The organism is Cupriavidus basilensis OR16 (assembly GCF_000243095.1).
In the GTDB taxonomy this organism is placed as follows: Bacteria; Pseudomonadota; Gammaproteobacteria; order Burkholderiales; family Burkholderiaceae; genus Cupriavidus; species Cupriavidus basilensis_D.
Genome location: NZ_AHJE01000010.1, coordinates 52,294 through 66,362 on the forward strand (window position 1 = coordinate 52,294; position 14,069 = coordinate 66,362).

The window sequence follows — 14,069 nt, forward strand, 5'->3', positions numbered from 1 at the left end:
GTGCCGTCAGGCGCCCAGCCCGGCCTCGTCCAGGTCAGCGAACAGGATTGTGCCGGTCTCCGATTCGGTGACGAACACCTTGCGGCGCTGCCCCGCCTCAACGGCGGACAAGAACGCCAGGTTGGTCGTGGTGGCGCCCGCGGGGCTTGTGAGGATGGCCTCTGGCTCGCCGCGCCTGCTCAGCACCCACACGCAGCCCAGGCTGGCATGCGCCACGAACAGCCGGTCACGGCTGTCGATGGCCATGCCGTCGGGCCGCTGGTGCCATAGAAGGTAAAGAACTGCCCCACCTTCGACACGCTGCCATCGGCCTGCAGCGGCACGCGCCATACGCAATTGCCGCGCGTGGCCGCCACGAACAGCACCTTCTCGTCGCAGGACAGCGCCAGGCCGTTGGGGCTGGGCACGTTGGCCAGCAGCAGGTCCAGTTGCCCGTCGGAACGCAAGCGATAAACGCGGCCGGTGGGATCGTGCAGGCCGGTCTGGCCCTGGTCGGTAAAGTACAGGTCGCCGTTGCGGGCGATCACCAGATCGTTCACGCCCTTGAACTGCTCCGCGTTGCGCCGCCCCAGCAAGGTGGTCACCTCGCCCGTGTCCACCTTGACGCGCAGCAACCCGTTGCGATAGTCGGCCACCACCAGCTCGCGCGCGTTCAGGAACTTCATGCCATTGGGCTCGCCCTGGTACTGCGCGACCAGCGACCACGCCCCGGCCGGCGAGATGCGAAAGATGCGCCCAAACGGGATGTCCGTCACGTACAGGTTTCCCGCGGGGTCGAATACCGGCCCTTCCAGGAAGCTGTCGATACAGGCCCCGCCCTTGTTGGCATCGGCCCACTCCGAGCGCACGCCGGTCTTGCGGAAATGCGCGGGCATGGCCGAGAAGACCTGGAGGGAAATCTCCCGGGGCACCGTTCTGAAGTACATATTCGTTCCTTATTGTCCTGGCGCTGCGCAATGGCGGCGCGTGCCCAGTTACTCGGCCTTCACATCGGCGGATTTTGCCACCTGGCCCCACAGCGCGGTGTCGTCCTTGATGCGCCTGGCGAAGTCAGCCGGCGCAATGCCGCCAGGCTGGGCGCCCATGCTGGCCAGGCGCTCCCTCACCTCTGGGCTGTTCACGCTCTTGCCCACCTCCGCCTGCAGTTTGGCCACCAGCGCAGGGGGCGTACCTTTGGGTGCCGCCAGGCCAAACCAGTTGATGACCTTGTAGTCCTTGAGGCCCGCTTCGGCAAAGGTCGGTACGTCCGGCAGCGCGGGCACGCGCGCGGCGCCCGTGACCGCCAGCGCGCGCGCCTTGCCGCCCTTGATCTGCGGCACCGCGGTCGGCGTGGCGGTGATCAGGATATCCACGTTGTTGCCGATCAGCCCCATCAGCGCATCGCCTGCTCCCTTGTAGGGGATATGCGTGATCGACACCTTGGCATCCTTCTTGAAGACCTCGGCGGACAAGTGCGTGGAGCTGCCGGCGCCACCCGAGCCGAAATTCAGCTTGCCGGGGCTCTGCCTGGCGAAGTCGATCAGTTCCTGCAGCGTCTTGAACTTCGAGCTCGCCGGCACGATCAGTATCACCGGCGTCTGCGCGATCGTGGTCACCGGCACCAGGTCGTTGTTGTAGTCCCAGGGCAGCGTCTTGAACAGCGACGGCAGCATGGTGTACGTGGTGTCGTTGGCCAGCAGCGTATAGCCATCGGGCGCGGAGCGGGCCACCTGTAGCGTGCCGATGGTGCCGCTGGCGCCGGGCTTGTTCTCCACGAAGAACGACTTGCCGGTGCTCTCGGTGAGCTTCTGCGCCACTTGGCGGGCGACGAAATCGGTGGTGCCGCCGGCGGTGTACGGCACGACGATGCGCACCGGCTTGTCGGGCCAGGTGCCGGCGTGCGAAGCCAGGCTGACGGCGGCCAGGGCAAGGCTGGCGCAATGACGGAAATGCATGGTTGTCTCCTTCTAGGATCTCAAGGCCCGTCATTGGCTACGGGGCGTTGTCGATGGTCCAGGCCTGGCAAGCGGCCCGGCAGCGGATATTGGCCAGCATCCACTGCTGCAGCAGGCCGGTAATCTCGAGGTTGTTCGTCTCCAGCATCATCATGTGGCCATTACCGTGAAGGCCAGGATCCTCCAGCCGCAAAAAGGTATTCGCGACGCCGCCGCGCTCACCCCCGCCTCAATTTATGTTCTGTTAGATAGAACAATGTTCCAATTAATTGTATGAGGCGTTGATGCGCGGGTCAATCCGGGGGCTTTCCCTAGCCGCCCTCGCCGCGGGCGGGGCGGATTTGCCATTGGCGGCAATGTGGGTGTTCCGCCCGGCAGCGCTGCCTGCGTTACCATGGCAGCGTACGCTTCACATTGCGCATGCCCTGACGCTGCCGCACCCACCTCGCGCCTTTGCCGCCATCTCCCAATCGCCATGACCTCAGCACTGCTGCTTGAAAACATCCATGACACCGCCGTCGAGCGCTTCAAGGAAGCGCAAGTCACCGTAGAGCGCCGCACCGGCGCGCTCGCGGGCGACGAACTGCATCGCGCACCCGCGGCCCACCAGATTCTTGGCATTCGCTCCGCCACGCACCTTGGCGCCGCTGAAATCGAAGCCGCCAAGCACCTGGTGGCCATCGGCTGCTTCTGCATCGGCACCTCGCAGGTAGACCTCGACGCCGCGGCCCGTGCCGGCATGCCGGTATTCAACGCACCGTTCTCGAATACGCGTTCCGTGGCGGAACTGGTCATCGCGGAGGCCATCCTGTTGCTGCGCCGCGTTCCTGAAAAGAACACGCTGGCGCATGCCGGCAAATGGGCGAAGGGTGCCAGCGGATCATTCGAGGCGCGCGGCAAGACCATCGCCATCATCGGCTACGGCAATATTGGCTCGCAGGTTGGCGTGCTGGCCGAGGCCATGGGCATGCGCGTGGTGTACTACGATGTGCAGGCCAAGCTGTCGCTCGGCTCGGCGCGCGCGGCACGCTCGCTGGCGGATGCGGTGTCGCAGGCCGACATCGTGACGCTGCACGTGCCCGCCACCGCGCAGACCAAGAAGATGATCGATGCCGACGTGCTGCGGCAGTTCCGGCGCGGCGCGATCCATCTTGACGCCGCATATCGGCGGCAGCACGGAAGAGGCGCAGGAGAATATCGGCACGGAAGTCGCTACCAAGCTGATCGCCTTCCTCAGGACGGGCGACACGATTGGCGCGGTGAATTTCCCCGAGGTGAGCCCTGGCCCGCTAACGTCGCCGGCGCGGCTGCTCAACGTGCACGGCAACGCGCCGGCGCGCTCGCCGCGCTCAACACGTTGCTGGCGCGCGACGGGGTCAACATCGTGTCCCAGCACCTGCAAACGCATGGCCAGATGGGCTATGTGGTGACCGACCTGGACAAGGTCCCCTCGCCGGCTCTGGCCGCCGCGCTGGATGCGGAAACGTCGTTTATCCGCTGCCGCACGATCCTCAACCCGTTGGCCTGAACGGCAGCGCGGCGCGGTAGCTGGCTCGCAGCTACCAAGGCAGCGGCCATCGGCCGCTGCCGTCAATTCACCCGGAAATGCTCCACCGACTGGCCCGCGTTGACCGCGCGCAGCAGCCACGCCGGCATGGGCCCCACGCCATCCCAGACCTGGCCCTCTGCATTGCGGTAGCGGCGCGCGGGCGCGCTCGCCTGTGCCGGCGCGGGAGCCGGTGCCAGCGCAGGCGCTGCAGCAGCAGGCGCGTCGACGGCCTCGGCTACCCGTGCCGGCGCCGAGGCAGGTGCCGCCGGTTTCACCACTCCCGCCTTCTGCGCGGGCACTGACATGGTGACCCGTGCAGGTGCGGGAACTACGGCCGGCGTCGCCACTGGCTCGGCAACCGGCGCCGCGGAAGGCTTTTCCGCGGGCACGGCTTGAGCAGCGACTGCGGCAACAACCACAGGCGCTGCGACAGGCACAACTGGCGGCACTGCTTGCCTGACAGGAGCAGGAGCGCGTTTGCGCGCTTCGGCCTTGCGCAATGGCAATGGCGCAGCGGCCGCCACGGGCGGCGCGATGATTGGCCCAGCGGGCAACAGCGCGGGCGGCGCCGTGATCGGTCCCGCAGGCAACAACGCCGGTATGGCATCCGTCCCGGCTTCCTCTGCTACCGGCCGGGCGATCGGCTGCTTGGCCGGTGCCGCCACCCAGTCAAAACAGCCTGCCGCCTCCAGTTCATCCATGGAGATGCCGAGCCGCTCCATCTGGACGCGAATCCAGACGATGGCGGCGACTTTCTTGACGTCGGCGGGATCAGAAGAAGGCATGGCAAAAGACACGATAAATGCAGGTAGATGGGGCGGGGGAACGGTCGCGGATGCGGCGCTGGCCGCACACCGGTCATCCTGAGGATCGCACATGATAGCCGAGCGCGGGACCTGCCCCCGCGCAGCCCTCATCCCGGAGGCAAAAGCCGGCCCAAAAGCCCCTGCCCGGCAGCCCCTCAAGGACCGTGAATCCGCCGCCGGACAGCGCCGGCCACCACGCGTCCAAGCCCCGCCGCCACGCCCAACCGCTATGCAAAATCCACACAAGTTAAATGAGAACGATTATCATATACAGCTTCCCGGCCGCGCTTTTTCCGGTTGTCCCTGCCACGGCTTGTGCGCAACACGGCACGGCCACATTCCCACCCTGAAAGGATGCATCGCCGATGAATCGCCTCATGACTTCCGCCGTGCTTTGCGGCGCCGCACTGGGCGGCACCGCCCAGGCCCACCAGGTCTGGCTGGAACAAACACCAGCGGCCACCCAACTGTATTTTGGCGAATTCAACGAGAACCTGCGCGAAGTTTCGCCGGGATTGCTGGACCGGTTCGTGCAGCCCAGCGCCGTGCTGGTCACGGCCAAGGGTGAGCAGCCCCTCAAGGCCGACAAGACCGCAAACGGTTTCGTGCTGTCGGGACGCGCTGGCGCGGGCGAGACCATCGTCGCGCAGGACGCGGGCTATCCCCTGCTCGAGCGCAAGGACGGCGACAAGGTGGTCCGCACTGCCTGGACGCCGGCGGCCCGGCTGCTGGGCGCTGGCTCCACGGCCGCGGTGGCGCCCAGGCTTGCGCTGGACATCGTGCCGACCGGCCGCGCCGGCGAGTACAAGGTGGTCTATGCCGGCCGCCCACTGCCCAAGGCCAAGGTAGGCGTGGCCGTGCAGTCCGGCTGGGGCCGCGAGTTGCGCACCGACGAGCAAGGCATCGTCCGCCTGGCGCAACCGTGGCAAGGCACCTACGTGCTGGAGGTGCACCACGTCGACAAGACCGGCGGCGAGCGCGACGGCAAGCCGTACGACATCGCCAGCTATGTCACCACCCTGTCGCTGACGCAGGCCGATGGCCTGGCCGCGGTGCCTGCAATGCCGGCAGCCGCGCCCAACAAGCCCAACAAGTAAGGGAGAGGTTGTCATGGGGTTGAGCCAGACCGGCCGCTACCGCCTTGGCGTTGCCTCGCGCGTGGTGGCCGCCGCCGGGGGCGGCTATGTGCTTGCGGCCGTGGCCACCGGGCTGCTGGCCGTGGTGCTGCCGATGCCGCCGGCCGAAGCGGTGATGACCGCCACGCTGCTGTCGTTCTCGCTGTACGCGTGCGCGGTGCTGTGGGTCTTCGCTGCCGGCAGCGCGTTGTGCGCCTGGATCGGTGTGGCGGTGCCATCTGCCGTGCTCGGCGTGGCGCTGGCTGTCTTGCGGAGCATGGCATGAAGGCCGGGCTGCGTCAGTCGATGGCCTGGCTGCATAGCTGGTCGGGGCTGCTGGTGTGCTGGGTGCTGGTGCTGGTGTTCTGTGCCGGCACCGCCAGCTACTTCAAGGACGAGATCACGCTGTGGATGAAGCCCGAGCTGCACCGCGCCGCGGCCACGCAAGTGTCCAGCGCCGAAGCCGCCAGCCGGGCGGTGGAGTTCCTGCAGCGCAACGCGGCGGACTCGCCGCGCTGGTTCATCGACCTGCCGGATAAACGCAACCCCGTGGTGCAGGTGCTATGGATGCGCCCGCCCGGCGCGCCGGCCTCCGGCATCGGGGGCAGCCGCGGCCGCTTCGAGAGCCGCATGCTGGATCCCGCCACCGGCACCTTCCTGCAGACCGTGCGCGACACGCGCGGCGGCGAGTTCCTCTACCGCCTGCACTTCGACCTGTACTTCATGCAGGCGATATGGGCGCGCTGGATCATCGGCATTTGTGCGATGTTCATGCTGGTGGCCATCCTCAGCGGCATCATCACGCACCGGCGCATCTTCCAGGATTTCTTCACCTTCCGGCCGCGCAAGGGCCAGCGCTCCTGGCTCGATGCGCACAATGCCACCGCCGTGCTGGCCCTGCCCTTCCACCTGATGATCACCTACACCGGGCTGGTCACGCTGATGTTCATGTACATGCCATGGGGTATCCAGACCGCGTACCAGGGCAACCAGCAGGCCTTCAATAACGCGGCCTTCGGGCGCGCGCCGCAGGGCAAGCCAAGCGGGCAGGCGGCCCCGCTGACGCCGGTTGCGCCGCTGGTGGAACAAGCCATGCGCGTTTGGGATGGCGCGCAGCCCAGCCGCGTCGCCATCACGCTGGCGGGCGATGCCAACGCCACCATCACGGTGTCGCGCGGCACCGACGACTCGCTGTCCGCCAGTGCGCAGTCGATGCGCTTTAACGGCGTCACCGGCGCGCTGGCCGCGACGTTTGGCGACGCGCCCGCGGCCGCCAGCCAGACGCGTGGCGTCATGGTCGGCCTGCACGAGGCGCACTTCGCCGGGCCCCTGCTGCGCGCACTGTTCTTCATGAGCGGGCTGGCGGGTTGCGTCATGGTCGCCACCGGCGCGCTGCTGTGGGGGGTAAAGACGCGCCAGGGCCAGGCCAAGGCGCTGGCGGCCGGTGCCCGCCCGAGCTTTGGCTTGCGATTGGTGGACGCGCTCAACATCGGTGCCATTGCCTCGGTGCCATTGCCGGGCTGCCGATCGCATTCGCCACGTACTTCTGGGCCAACCGCTTACTGCCGGTAGCCACGGCACACCGCCCCGATGCGGAGATCCACGCGTTCTTCATCGCCTGGGGCGCGGCAGGCGTGCTCGCGCAGCTGCGGCCAACGCACGGCATGTGGCGCGCGCAACTGTGGGCTGGCGCGCTGATGCTCGCTGGCATTCCCGTGCTCAACGCCTTCACCACCGAAACCCATCTGGGCGTGACGCTGATGCAAGGCCAGGGGCCTGCCGCCGTGGCAGGGTTCGACCTGACGGTGCTGGCGCTGGGCATTGCGCTGGGCGCTGCAGCGCATATCCGTGGGGCGGCGCGCCAAGGCGCGCGTGCCCGCGCGGCGCTCGGTGCCAGCCGAAGACGTCGGCATTTCGCCGCGCTCAGCCAGACGCTGGACCGCCACTACGCCGATCGCCACGGCCGCGGCACCGCGCCTTCACCCGCCGAGCGCTTGCGCCTGCTGGGACTGGGCTGGTCCGCGCTGGCCCTTGCGCTGGCGGCTTGCGTGCAGCGGCAAGGCTGGCCGATGGGCAGCGTCTCGTGGATTGGCACGCTGACGCTCGGCGCGTTCGTGCTGGTACTGCTGCTCAGCTATGCCCCGGCCGTCGCGGTACGCGCCGCGCGCTGGGCGGGGATGCTGGGCGGATGCGGGCTGCTAATGATGCGCGCAATGCCCGCCTAGCCCTCTCCGGGCCTGCCAGCAGCTATCATGACGGCCATTCCCACTCACTGGCACCGTCCTTCGCTAGCCATGCCTGACAATACCCCCGCAAGCCAGCCTTATGCACTGGAGAATCCGTTTCTCGAATCGCTGAATGTCACCATCGTGGAGTGGCAGCCGGACCTGGTGCGCATGTCGATGATGCCGCAGGCCGCGCACGTCAACAACACGGGCGTCGTGCAAGGCGGCATCCTGGCCACGCTGCTGGACGCGGCGGGCGGCTACGCCGGCCTGTTTCCCGAGAATGGCGTGCGCCGCGCCGCCACGACCATCTCGCTGAATGTCAACTATGTCGCGTCCGCGCAGGTGGAGCCGCTGCTCGTGGTTGGCCGGCGCGTGGGCGGTGGGCGCCGGGTGTTTTTCTCCAATGCCGAGGTGACCGATAGCCAAGGCCGCTTGATCGCCACCGCGCAGGCGGCATTCCGCAGGAAGGATCCGGCCTGAGCAAACCAGGCCTCGCCCGGCGCCGGCAAGCAAGCCGGGCTAGTCGCGCGCCGACAGCGGCGGCGCAACCTCTTCCAGCGGGCGCCTTTCCGCATTGACCGCATAACGCAGGGCAAACAAGCCTGCGGCGATCACCAGCGCCGCGCCAATGCCATAGCCACCAGCCACCGCGGCGCGGCTGCCGCTCTCGATCAGCAGGCCAAACAGCAGCGGCCCGATAAAGCCCCCAGTGCCCGTCCCCACGGCGTAGAACGCGGAGATGGCGAGCGCGCGCATCTCGATGGGAAAGACCTCGCTCACCGTCAGGTAGGCGGAACTGGCCGCCGCGGAGGCCAGGAAAAACACCGCCGACCAGCACAGCGCCTGGCTGCGCGCGTCGAGCCAGCCCTGCTCGAACGCCCAGCCGGTCAAGGCCAGGCCCACGCCGGACAGCACGTAGGTAAGCCCGATCATGCGGCGCCGCCCGACGTGGTCGAACAGTGGCCCCAGCAGCAGCGGCCCCAGCACATTGCCAAGCGCAAAGGGGAAGATATACAGCCCTACACGGTTGTCGGGCACGCCGTGAAAGCGCGTGAGCACCAGCGCGTAGGTAAAGAAGATCGCGTTATAGAAAAACGCTTGCGAGACCATCAGCGCCAGGGCTACCGCGCTGCGCAGCCGGTAGCGCTTGAACAGCACATGCGCGACCTCGCCAAGCGCGGGCGCCGCGCGCTCGGACAACAGGATCGTGCCCGTGGCCGGCGGCAGCGCCGCGTACTGGGCGACCACCTGCGCCTCGATGGCGGCGACGATGCGGCCGGCTTGCTCGCCACGCCCGTGCGTCAGCAGCCAGCGCGGGCTCTCGGGCACGTCGCGGCGCACCAGCAGAATGGCTACCGCCAGCACCGCGCCGAGCAGGAACGCCGCGCGCCAGCCGACGGCCGGGCCCAGCACGCGCGGATCCAGCAGCACCAGGCTCAGGCCCGCGCCCAGCGCGGCGCCCAACCAGAAGCTGCCGTTGATGGCCAGGTTGACGCGCCCGCGCACGCGCGCCGGGATCAACTCATCGATGGCCGAGTTGATCGCCGCGTACTCGCCGCCAATGCCCGTGCCCGTCAGGAATCGGCACACGGCGAAGAAGGCAAAGCCCGTGGAAAAGGCGGTGGCCAACGTCGCCGTCATATACACCGCCAGCGTCACCAGGAACAAGGTCTTGCGGCCAAGGCGGTCAGCAAGCCGGCCGAACACCAGGGCGCCCACTACCGCGCCGGCCACGTACAGCGACCCTAGCCACCCGATCTGCGCCGCGTTGAGGCCCAGGCCATCCGGGCGCTCGAGCACGCCGCCCAGCGAACCCACCAGCGTCACCTCCAGCCCGTCGAGCACCCATGCCACCCCCAGCGCGACCACCACCCGCCAGTGCCAGCGCGACCACGGCAGGCGGTCCAGGCGGGCGGGGATATCGCTCTGAATGACTGGCATGGGCGGGTTCAGTCTCGGTGCGGCGGTGTGCTGCGGATTGTGCCCCTGACGCGGGCCGCCAGCGCCCAACACGCCAGGCGCACGACGCCTACAATAAATCATGGCCACCAAAAAAGGGAACCGCCATGATCGCCTATATGCTGTTCTTCGCGGCAGTCGTCCTGCTCTACGCTTTCGTCATTCGCGCGGGCTTTTTCCATAAGTCGGTGCTCTATCCGGAACACGCCCATCCCTTCCATTATTGGTGGGACCGCATTGTCCATCACCAGAAGAAAGAGAAAGCCGGCTAAGGCGCCTGAACCCCGCAGGGCCTGGCCCGGCCAGGCCGCCCAGCCCGCCGATCGGCGGGCTTTTTCATGCCGGCGGTTGGGCTTGAGCGCGATGGCCGGTACGGCGAACAAAACGCGAGCGCGCCGCCGAAGAGGCCTTTGCTGCTCATGAATGCCTGTCTGAGTGCTAAACTGCCCGCCCCTCTTACCCGGCCGTTGCTCCCTATTCATGCGCCTTTCCCGCTTCGCTACCCGATCCGCGATCCTCTCCATCTGCCTGGCCTGCGCCAGTGCCGGTGTCATTGCAGCCGCGGCCCCGCCCGCCCCCACGCCCGACCAGGTCACCGCAGCCATCCAGCAGGCCGAGGCCGAGCGCCTGAAGCAACTGGCGCAGACCGACCCGGCCGCGGCAGAACGTGCGCGCTCACCCTATGTGGCAGGGATCATGGCATCCATCAAGGCGCACACGGTCAAGGGTTGCCTGCCCGCCAGCGATGGCGAGATCGTCTGCATCGTCGGGGTCAAGGCCGGCCGCCGCGACGGCTATCGTGCACTGGCCTTCGGCGCCAACCCCGAGCCATGGGTGCTGGTGCGGCGCGAAGAGCCCGCCATCAGCGGCCCGGATGCCGAGCAGGCCACTGCCTCGATGCGCGAATTTGCCCGCGGGCTGTTGAAGAACCCCGCTGACGCGGAGGAAGCCGCGGAACTGACGGCAATGGCTACGTCCCTGGTGGTCAAGCAACTAGACGAGTGCCGCCTGAGCAGCGAAAGCGGCAATGTACGCTGTGCCGCCGTGATCTCCACCGCCGGCAAACCCGACCAGCGCGTCTCCGGCTTCGCTTTTGCGCTGGAAGCGGGCGGCTGGCGGTTTGTGCCGCGCGAGCCGGATCGAGGCCAATAAGCCCATCCCGGGCCAGCGCAACGCAGAGGAAGCATGAATCACACCCCCAGGCTTCCCATCTTGATCTATATCAAGTGAATAATGAGGCACAATCCCCCCCGCTGTTGGGGCAGATGGCCGGCGCCCATGGTGAGACACTGCATGCGGGCGGGAAAAGCGTCTCGCCCAATGTCACTTCTTCATGCCCTCCATTTACACGGCGGGCATTTTTTTGTCTTTGCGCAGCGGCCGACGGGGATTCGCCAGAGGCGCCAGGCAGCGGTAAGCGGCCCGCGTCCAGATCACCGGCCGGGCACAGCATCCTGCAGATGCACCGTGTAGAACTTCCCGTAGATCGTCGGCGCTGCCGGATTGCCGGCGTCGTGCCAGGAGAACGCAGGCGCCCCGGTGCTCTGGCTGAACTGGCCGGTCGGCACGCGCACCCATTTGCCCGCGTCGATTTCTGCCTGCGCGGGATGTCGTGCGGGTGCGCGATGCTCTTTTCATTCTTCATTGCGGTGCGCGGGCTACGAATGGCCTTGAGATGCTATGAGCACTCAGAATATCCCTCGTTGTAGGGGAGCGATTTCCGAGCAATCGGCGCATCATTCCAGCCGCCGATCTCGGACCCCTCGGAATAGCGTGGCCCAGAAACCGTCCACTGACCCAGATTCGATAGCCCTAGTTGTTGATATGACCCAACTCGCCTACCTCTTCGCTTTCCAGTTGCTCTGGTTCTTCCCTCTTCGCCGAATCTTTGCGCGGACACACCTACCTACGTCGACTGCCTTCCTCGCGATCATTCCGGCTGTAGGCCCGCTAATCTGTGCGTGGATCCTGGCAATACGCCCCTGGCCCATCCGACAACGCGTGGGGCGGAGATGAAGGCGGGGGCAAGCCTGACTTCCGCGAGGCCTATCTCGGCATAAAAGTAGCCAGGAAGAGGGATGCCCGCTCGGGGCGGGCGTAAAAGCTCCGCCCGGAGGCGACTGGAAGTGGCTTGTCTATTTTGCTAGCGCAGTCTAGATGGCAAGAAGGTGATCGTACTCCGCGACCGGCAGCCGCCTGTAGCCCGACATGCGAGTGCCATCCGCCCGGGCGCCGCTGTCCGTCCTGCCCTCCCGTGAAATCCGTGACTGTTGCCGTACCCGTTCCATGTAGCTGTATGAAATTGGAATCGGCCGCACTGAACGTCGTGCTGGTTAGCGCGCCAGCGAGGCCACCGATAGCGCCGACGCGATGATCGCCGAGGCCATTTCGCGCATTGGAACCGCTGGCTGCCCGGGTCGAAGGACTACTTGGCGATGGCTGGCTGTCCGACGAGGAGGCATTCGCTATCCGCGCCGCAATCGTCAAAGGAGCGACGCAGTGATCGCCCCGCGCAACTCAGCAGCGCCCCTTCTTCGCTTGTCCAGGCGGGCAGAAGGAATCGTTCCCATATTGGTCAACTCGGCAATTCCCCTTCTTGGCTTGCCCAGGAGGGCAACCGTTCCCTTGATCGCGGCCTTGATAGTTGTCATAGGGCGCAACGACACAGCCACTAAGCAACGCGCCGCAGGCAACAAACAGTGCAAGAAGGGATTTCATAACGCTCTCAATTTTTGGGGGATGTGCTGTGCGCGAAGGATACCGACTTGAGAACGAGTCAATTGTAAAAATTAGTGAACGAGAATTGGAGATGATCGCCGCCTGACGCTGCCTGGGCGGCGTCGACGTTGACCCGGCGGCCGCGCGCGACTTCGAGAAACTCTTGGGCATGCCGTGTACCTGCTGGCCACGACAACGGCCGCTGGTCGGTAGCGGACCCAGGTCTGCCCGCGGCGAATGACAAGCTAATCGCGATCATCCGGGCGCTGGACGGCAGCTGGCACCGTCCTTTCACCACGTTCGAACTGGCCTGCTTGCAGTCGCTAGTTGAGCCCGAGGCATATCTCGAGTTGGACGGCGCCGATGCGTGGGCGGCAAACCCTTGGGTGTGGGTGGTGGAATTTCGGAGGGTTCAGATATGAGCGTCAACCCATTCCCTGGCCCAGGCAAGGCCTTCGGCGAGTGCCCGGTCGAAAGTCGGGTAATAGCCAAGCGGGTCGGAGGTCTCAAGCACTTGGCCATCCTTCTCTACAGTCCCCGAAGCTTCAAACGAGCCATCCACCAAGGGCCTCGCAAAGCCTCGGATGGCGTATCCGCCATAGATCTCTGTGGCCATAGTTGCCTCCTCGAGTTTCGTAGTTTGACCCGATACCCGCACACTTCGTCGGCAAGTTCAGTCATCGCCAATGTCGCCGCCGTCGGTGTCACTGACAAAGCCCATTCTTCCCTTGTCTTCGCCCAGCCGCACGGCAACAAGAACTGCCGAATTCGGCACGAGGATGATCGATTCTTTGTGCCTCAACTCGATCATCCGGCCGCTTGTATCGACGCCGTCACAGAACAACTGGCTCCAGTCGTCGACGCGGGCGTGCGTCTTGAAAATCGTCGGCGACAGCTGACGCCAATGTGCGCCAGCCAAGACCACAAACCATGGCATGTCCGTCTCCATAGTGATTCTCAGGGAATCGTAGCAATGAAGCGCCTAACGACCAAGACCCTCAACGGCGAAGCGGGCTGCATCCTCGCCGACTGCGAGCAGTACCGCTACCGCCTCTGGCGTGAATGGGATCGTAGTCAGCCAGGCCCGGGCTTCATCATGCGTAGACGAATAGTAGACGGGCACGGCTGGAGGCGGCTCCCAAGGCGTTTCTATTACCTATCGCGTAATTGGCTCGCGACACCCCAGCGCCGACACTGAGCTTGCCTGGACTCGCCAGGTAACCGCTACCGGAGCTCCCCGTCATGCCTGCCGCCACCGCTAAACTTTCCGCCCCGTCCCCGTGCCATCCTGGCCATATGCTGACCCGTGACGGCGTATCGCTGTTTGTGCGTGACTGGCACGACGGTACTCCGGCCGCGGACGTAGTGCTGTTCGTGGCCAGCTGGGCGCTACCATCGGACTCCTGGAGCGGGCAGATGCTGGCGCTGCAAGCCGCAGGCATGCGCTGCATCGCCTACGACCGCCGTGGACACGGCCGCTCCGCAGATCCTGGGCGCGGCTATGACTTCGATACCTTGGCTGACGACCTCGCGGACGTTATCGACGCGTTTGGCCTGCGACGCGTGACACTGGTCGGCCATTCGATGGCTGCCGGGGAAATCGTGCGCTACCTGTCGCGCCACGGCGCTGGCCGGGTGGCCGGCATCGTGCTGGTGGGCTGCACTACGCCATGCGTGCGCCGCAGCGAGGACAACCCGGACGGCATCGATGCCGCCGTTCGGCGGCGGGCTTTGCTCCGCGCCGCGGCTTGATTGGGTGC

At 66.3% G+C, this 14,069-nt stretch carries 14 protein-coding genes and 3 pseudogenes; 10 read left to right on the top strand and 7 right to left on the bottom strand.

The genetic code is table 11. The features are described from left to right. Positions 1–6: 6 nt before the first annotated feature. Both OR16_RS03320 and OR16_RS03325 read right to left on the bottom strand, forming a co-directional pair. Positions 7–926, bottom strand: a pseudogene (locus OR16_RS03320) (SMP-30/gluconolactonase/LRE family protein). 48 nt (positions 927–974) lie between these two features. Next, a complete protein-coding gene (locus OR16_RS03325) occupies positions 975–1,934 on the bottom strand; it encodes a Bug family tripartite tricarboxylate transporter substrate binding protein (protein WP_006156551.1) in 960 nt (319 codons plus the stop codon). Between the two features lie 475 nt (positions 1,935–2,409). Between OR16_RS03325 and OR16_RS03330 the strand changes: the two genes are divergently transcribed. Next, positions 2,410–3,462: an NAD(P)-dependent oxidoreductase gene (locus OR16_RS03330; protein ID WP_006156552.1), complete on the top strand. Its 1,053-nt coding sequence runs from the start codon at positions 2,410–2,412 to the stop codon at positions 3,460–3,462. A 62-nt stretch (positions 3,463–3,524) separates the two neighbouring features. Here OR16_RS03330 and OR16_RS39450 read toward each other — a convergent pair whose 3' ends face one another. Then, a complete protein-coding gene (locus tag OR16_RS39450) occupies positions 3,525–4,268 on the bottom strand; it encodes an H-NS family nucleoid-associated regulatory protein (RefSeq protein WP_006156553.1) in 744 nt (247 codons plus the stop codon). A 386-nt stretch (positions 4,269–4,654) separates the two neighbouring features. Between OR16_RS39450 and OR16_RS03340 the strand changes: the two genes are divergently transcribed. The 5 genes and pseudogenes from OR16_RS03340 (at position 4,655) to OR16_RS03360 (ending at position 8,112) form a co-directional block, all read left to right on the top strand. Next, positions 4,655–5,386, top strand: coding sequence for a hypothetical protein (locus OR16_RS03340; protein WP_006156554.1), 732 nt, complete (start codon positions 4,655–4,657; stop codon positions 5,384–5,386). 13 nt (positions 5,387–5,399) lie between these two features. After that, the gene (locus OR16_RS03345; protein ID WP_006156555.1) at positions 5,400–5,690 is read left to right on the top strand and encodes a hypothetical protein; all 291 of its coding nucleotides are present in this window, start codon (positions 5,400–5,402) and stop codon (positions 5,688–5,690) included. Further along, positions 5,687–7,308 (top strand): annotated as a pseudogene (locus OR16_RS03350) (PepSY-associated TM helix domain-containing protein); the annotation flags it as partial. The gene OR16_RS03345 and the pseudogene OR16_RS03350, both read left to right, overlap by 4 nt. A 30-nt stretch (positions 7,309–7,338) precedes the next feature. After that, a complete protein-coding gene (locus tag OR16_RS45205) occupies positions 7,339–7,629 on the top strand; it encodes a DUF3325 domain-containing protein (protein WP_237716918.1) in 291 nt (96 codons plus the stop codon). 27 nt (positions 7,630–7,656) lie between these two features. Further along, positions 7,657–8,112: a PaaI family thioesterase gene (locus OR16_RS03360; RefSeq protein ID WP_237716913.1), complete on the top strand. Its 456-nt coding sequence runs from the start codon at positions 7,657–7,659 to the stop codon at positions 8,110–8,112. A 39-nt stretch (positions 8,113–8,151) separates the two neighbouring features. Here OR16_RS03360 and OR16_RS03365 read toward each other — a convergent pair whose 3' ends face one another. Then, positions 8,152–9,573 carry an MFS transporter gene (locus OR16_RS03365; RefSeq protein WP_006156557.1) on the bottom strand — a complete coding sequence of 474 codons (1,422 nt, stop codon included), beginning with the start codon at positions 9,571–9,573 and terminating at the stop codon, positions 8,152–8,154. Between the two features lie 125 nt (positions 9,574–9,698). On the opposite strand from OR16_RS03365, the gene OR16_RS43940 reads away from it, so the two are divergent. Further along, positions 9,699–9,863, top strand: a complete 165-nt coding sequence (locus OR16_RS43940; RefSeq protein ID WP_158001323.1) for a hypothetical protein — start codon at positions 9,699–9,701, stop codon at positions 9,861–9,863. A 208-nt stretch (positions 9,864–10,071) separates the two neighbouring features. Then, on the top strand, positions 10,072–10,743 hold the full coding sequence (locus OR16_RS03370) for a hypothetical protein (RefSeq protein ID WP_006156558.1): 672 nt from the start codon (positions 10,072–10,074) through the stop codon (positions 10,741–10,743). Positions 10,744–11,024: 281 nt separating this feature from the next. Here the strand turns inward: OR16_RS03370 and OR16_RS43945 are convergent, their stop codons facing one another. Next, the gene (locus OR16_RS43945; protein WP_158001324.1) at positions 11,025–11,165 is read right to left on the bottom strand and encodes a hypothetical protein; all 141 of its coding nucleotides are present in this window, start codon (positions 11,163–11,165) and stop codon (positions 11,025–11,027) included. A 1,320-nt stretch (positions 11,166–12,485) separates the two neighbouring features. On the opposite strand from OR16_RS43945, the pseudogene OR16_RS45210 reads away from it, so the two are divergent. After that, positions 12,486–12,680 (top strand): annotated as a pseudogene (locus OR16_RS45210) (DNA cytosine methyltransferase); the annotation flags it as partial. Positions 12,681–12,721: 41 nt separating this feature from the next. On the opposite strand, the gene OR16_RS03375 reads toward OR16_RS45210, so the two are convergent. Both OR16_RS03375 and OR16_RS03380 read right to left on the bottom strand, forming a co-directional pair. Continuing rightward, positions 12,722–12,925, bottom strand: coding sequence for a hypothetical protein (locus OR16_RS03375; protein WP_006156559.1), 204 nt, complete (start codon positions 12,923–12,925; stop codon positions 12,722–12,724). Between the two features lie 57 nt (positions 12,926–12,982). Beyond that, positions 12,983–13,246 (bottom strand): hypothetical protein, encoded by a 264-nt coding sequence (locus OR16_RS03380; protein ID WP_063709562.1) that lies wholly within the window; start codon positions 13,244–13,246, stop codon positions 12,983–12,985. A gap of 305 nt (positions 13,247–13,551) precedes the next feature. On the opposite strand from OR16_RS03380, the gene OR16_RS45215 reads away from it, so the two are divergent. Beyond that, positions 13,552–14,061, top strand: coding sequence for an alpha/beta fold hydrolase (locus OR16_RS45215; RefSeq protein ID WP_237716914.1), 510 nt, complete (start codon positions 13,552–13,554; stop codon positions 14,059–14,061). Positions 14,062–14,069: the final 8 nt, after the last annotated feature.

Excerpts from the sequence above, each read along its gene's own strand:
- OR16_RS03325 (WP_006156551.1), bottom strand. The coding sequence starts at position 1,934 with ATGCATTTCCGTCATTGCGCCAGCCTTGCCCTGGCCGCCGTCAGCCTG.
- OR16_RS03330 (WP_006156552.1), top strand. The coding sequence starts at position 2,410 with ATGACCTCAGCACTGCTGCTTGAAAACATCCATGACACCGCCGTCGAG.
- OR16_RS39450 (WP_006156553.1), bottom strand. The coding sequence starts at position 4,268 with ATGCCTTCTTCTGATCCCGCCGACGTCAAGAAAGTCGCCGCCATCGTC.
- OR16_RS03340 (WP_006156554.1), top strand. The coding sequence starts at position 4,655 with ATGAATCGCCTCATGACTTCCGCCGTGCTTTGCGGCGCCGCACTGGGC.
- OR16_RS03345 (WP_006156555.1), top strand. The coding sequence starts at position 5,400 with ATGGGGTTGAGCCAGACCGGCCGCTACCGCCTTGGCGTTGCCTCGCGC.
- OR16_RS03360 (WP_237716913.1), top strand. The coding sequence starts at position 7,657 with ATGACGGCCATTCCCACTCACTGGCACCGTCCTTCGCTAGCCATGCCT.
- OR16_RS03365 (WP_006156557.1), bottom strand. The coding sequence starts at position 9,573 with ATGCCAGTCATTCAGAGCGATATCCCCGCCCGCCTGGACCGCCTGCCG.
- OR16_RS43940 (WP_158001323.1), top strand. The coding sequence starts at position 9,699 with ATGATCGCCTATATGCTGTTCTTCGCGGCAGTCGTCCTGCTCTACGCT.
- OR16_RS03370 (WP_006156558.1), top strand. The coding sequence starts at position 10,072 with ATGCGCCTTTCCCGCTTCGCTACCCGATCCGCGATCCTCTCCATCTGC.
- OR16_RS03375 (WP_006156559.1), bottom strand. The coding sequence starts at position 12,925 with ATGGCCACAGAGATCTATGGCGGATACGCCATCCGAGGCTTTGCGAGG.
- OR16_RS03380 (WP_063709562.1), bottom strand. The coding sequence starts at position 13,246 with ATGCCATGGTTTGTGGTCTTGGCTGGCGCACATTGGCGTCAGCTGTCG.
- OR16_RS45215 (WP_237716914.1), top strand. The coding sequence starts at position 13,552 with ATGCCTGCCGCCACCGCTAAACTTTCCGCCCCGTCCCCGTGCCATCCT.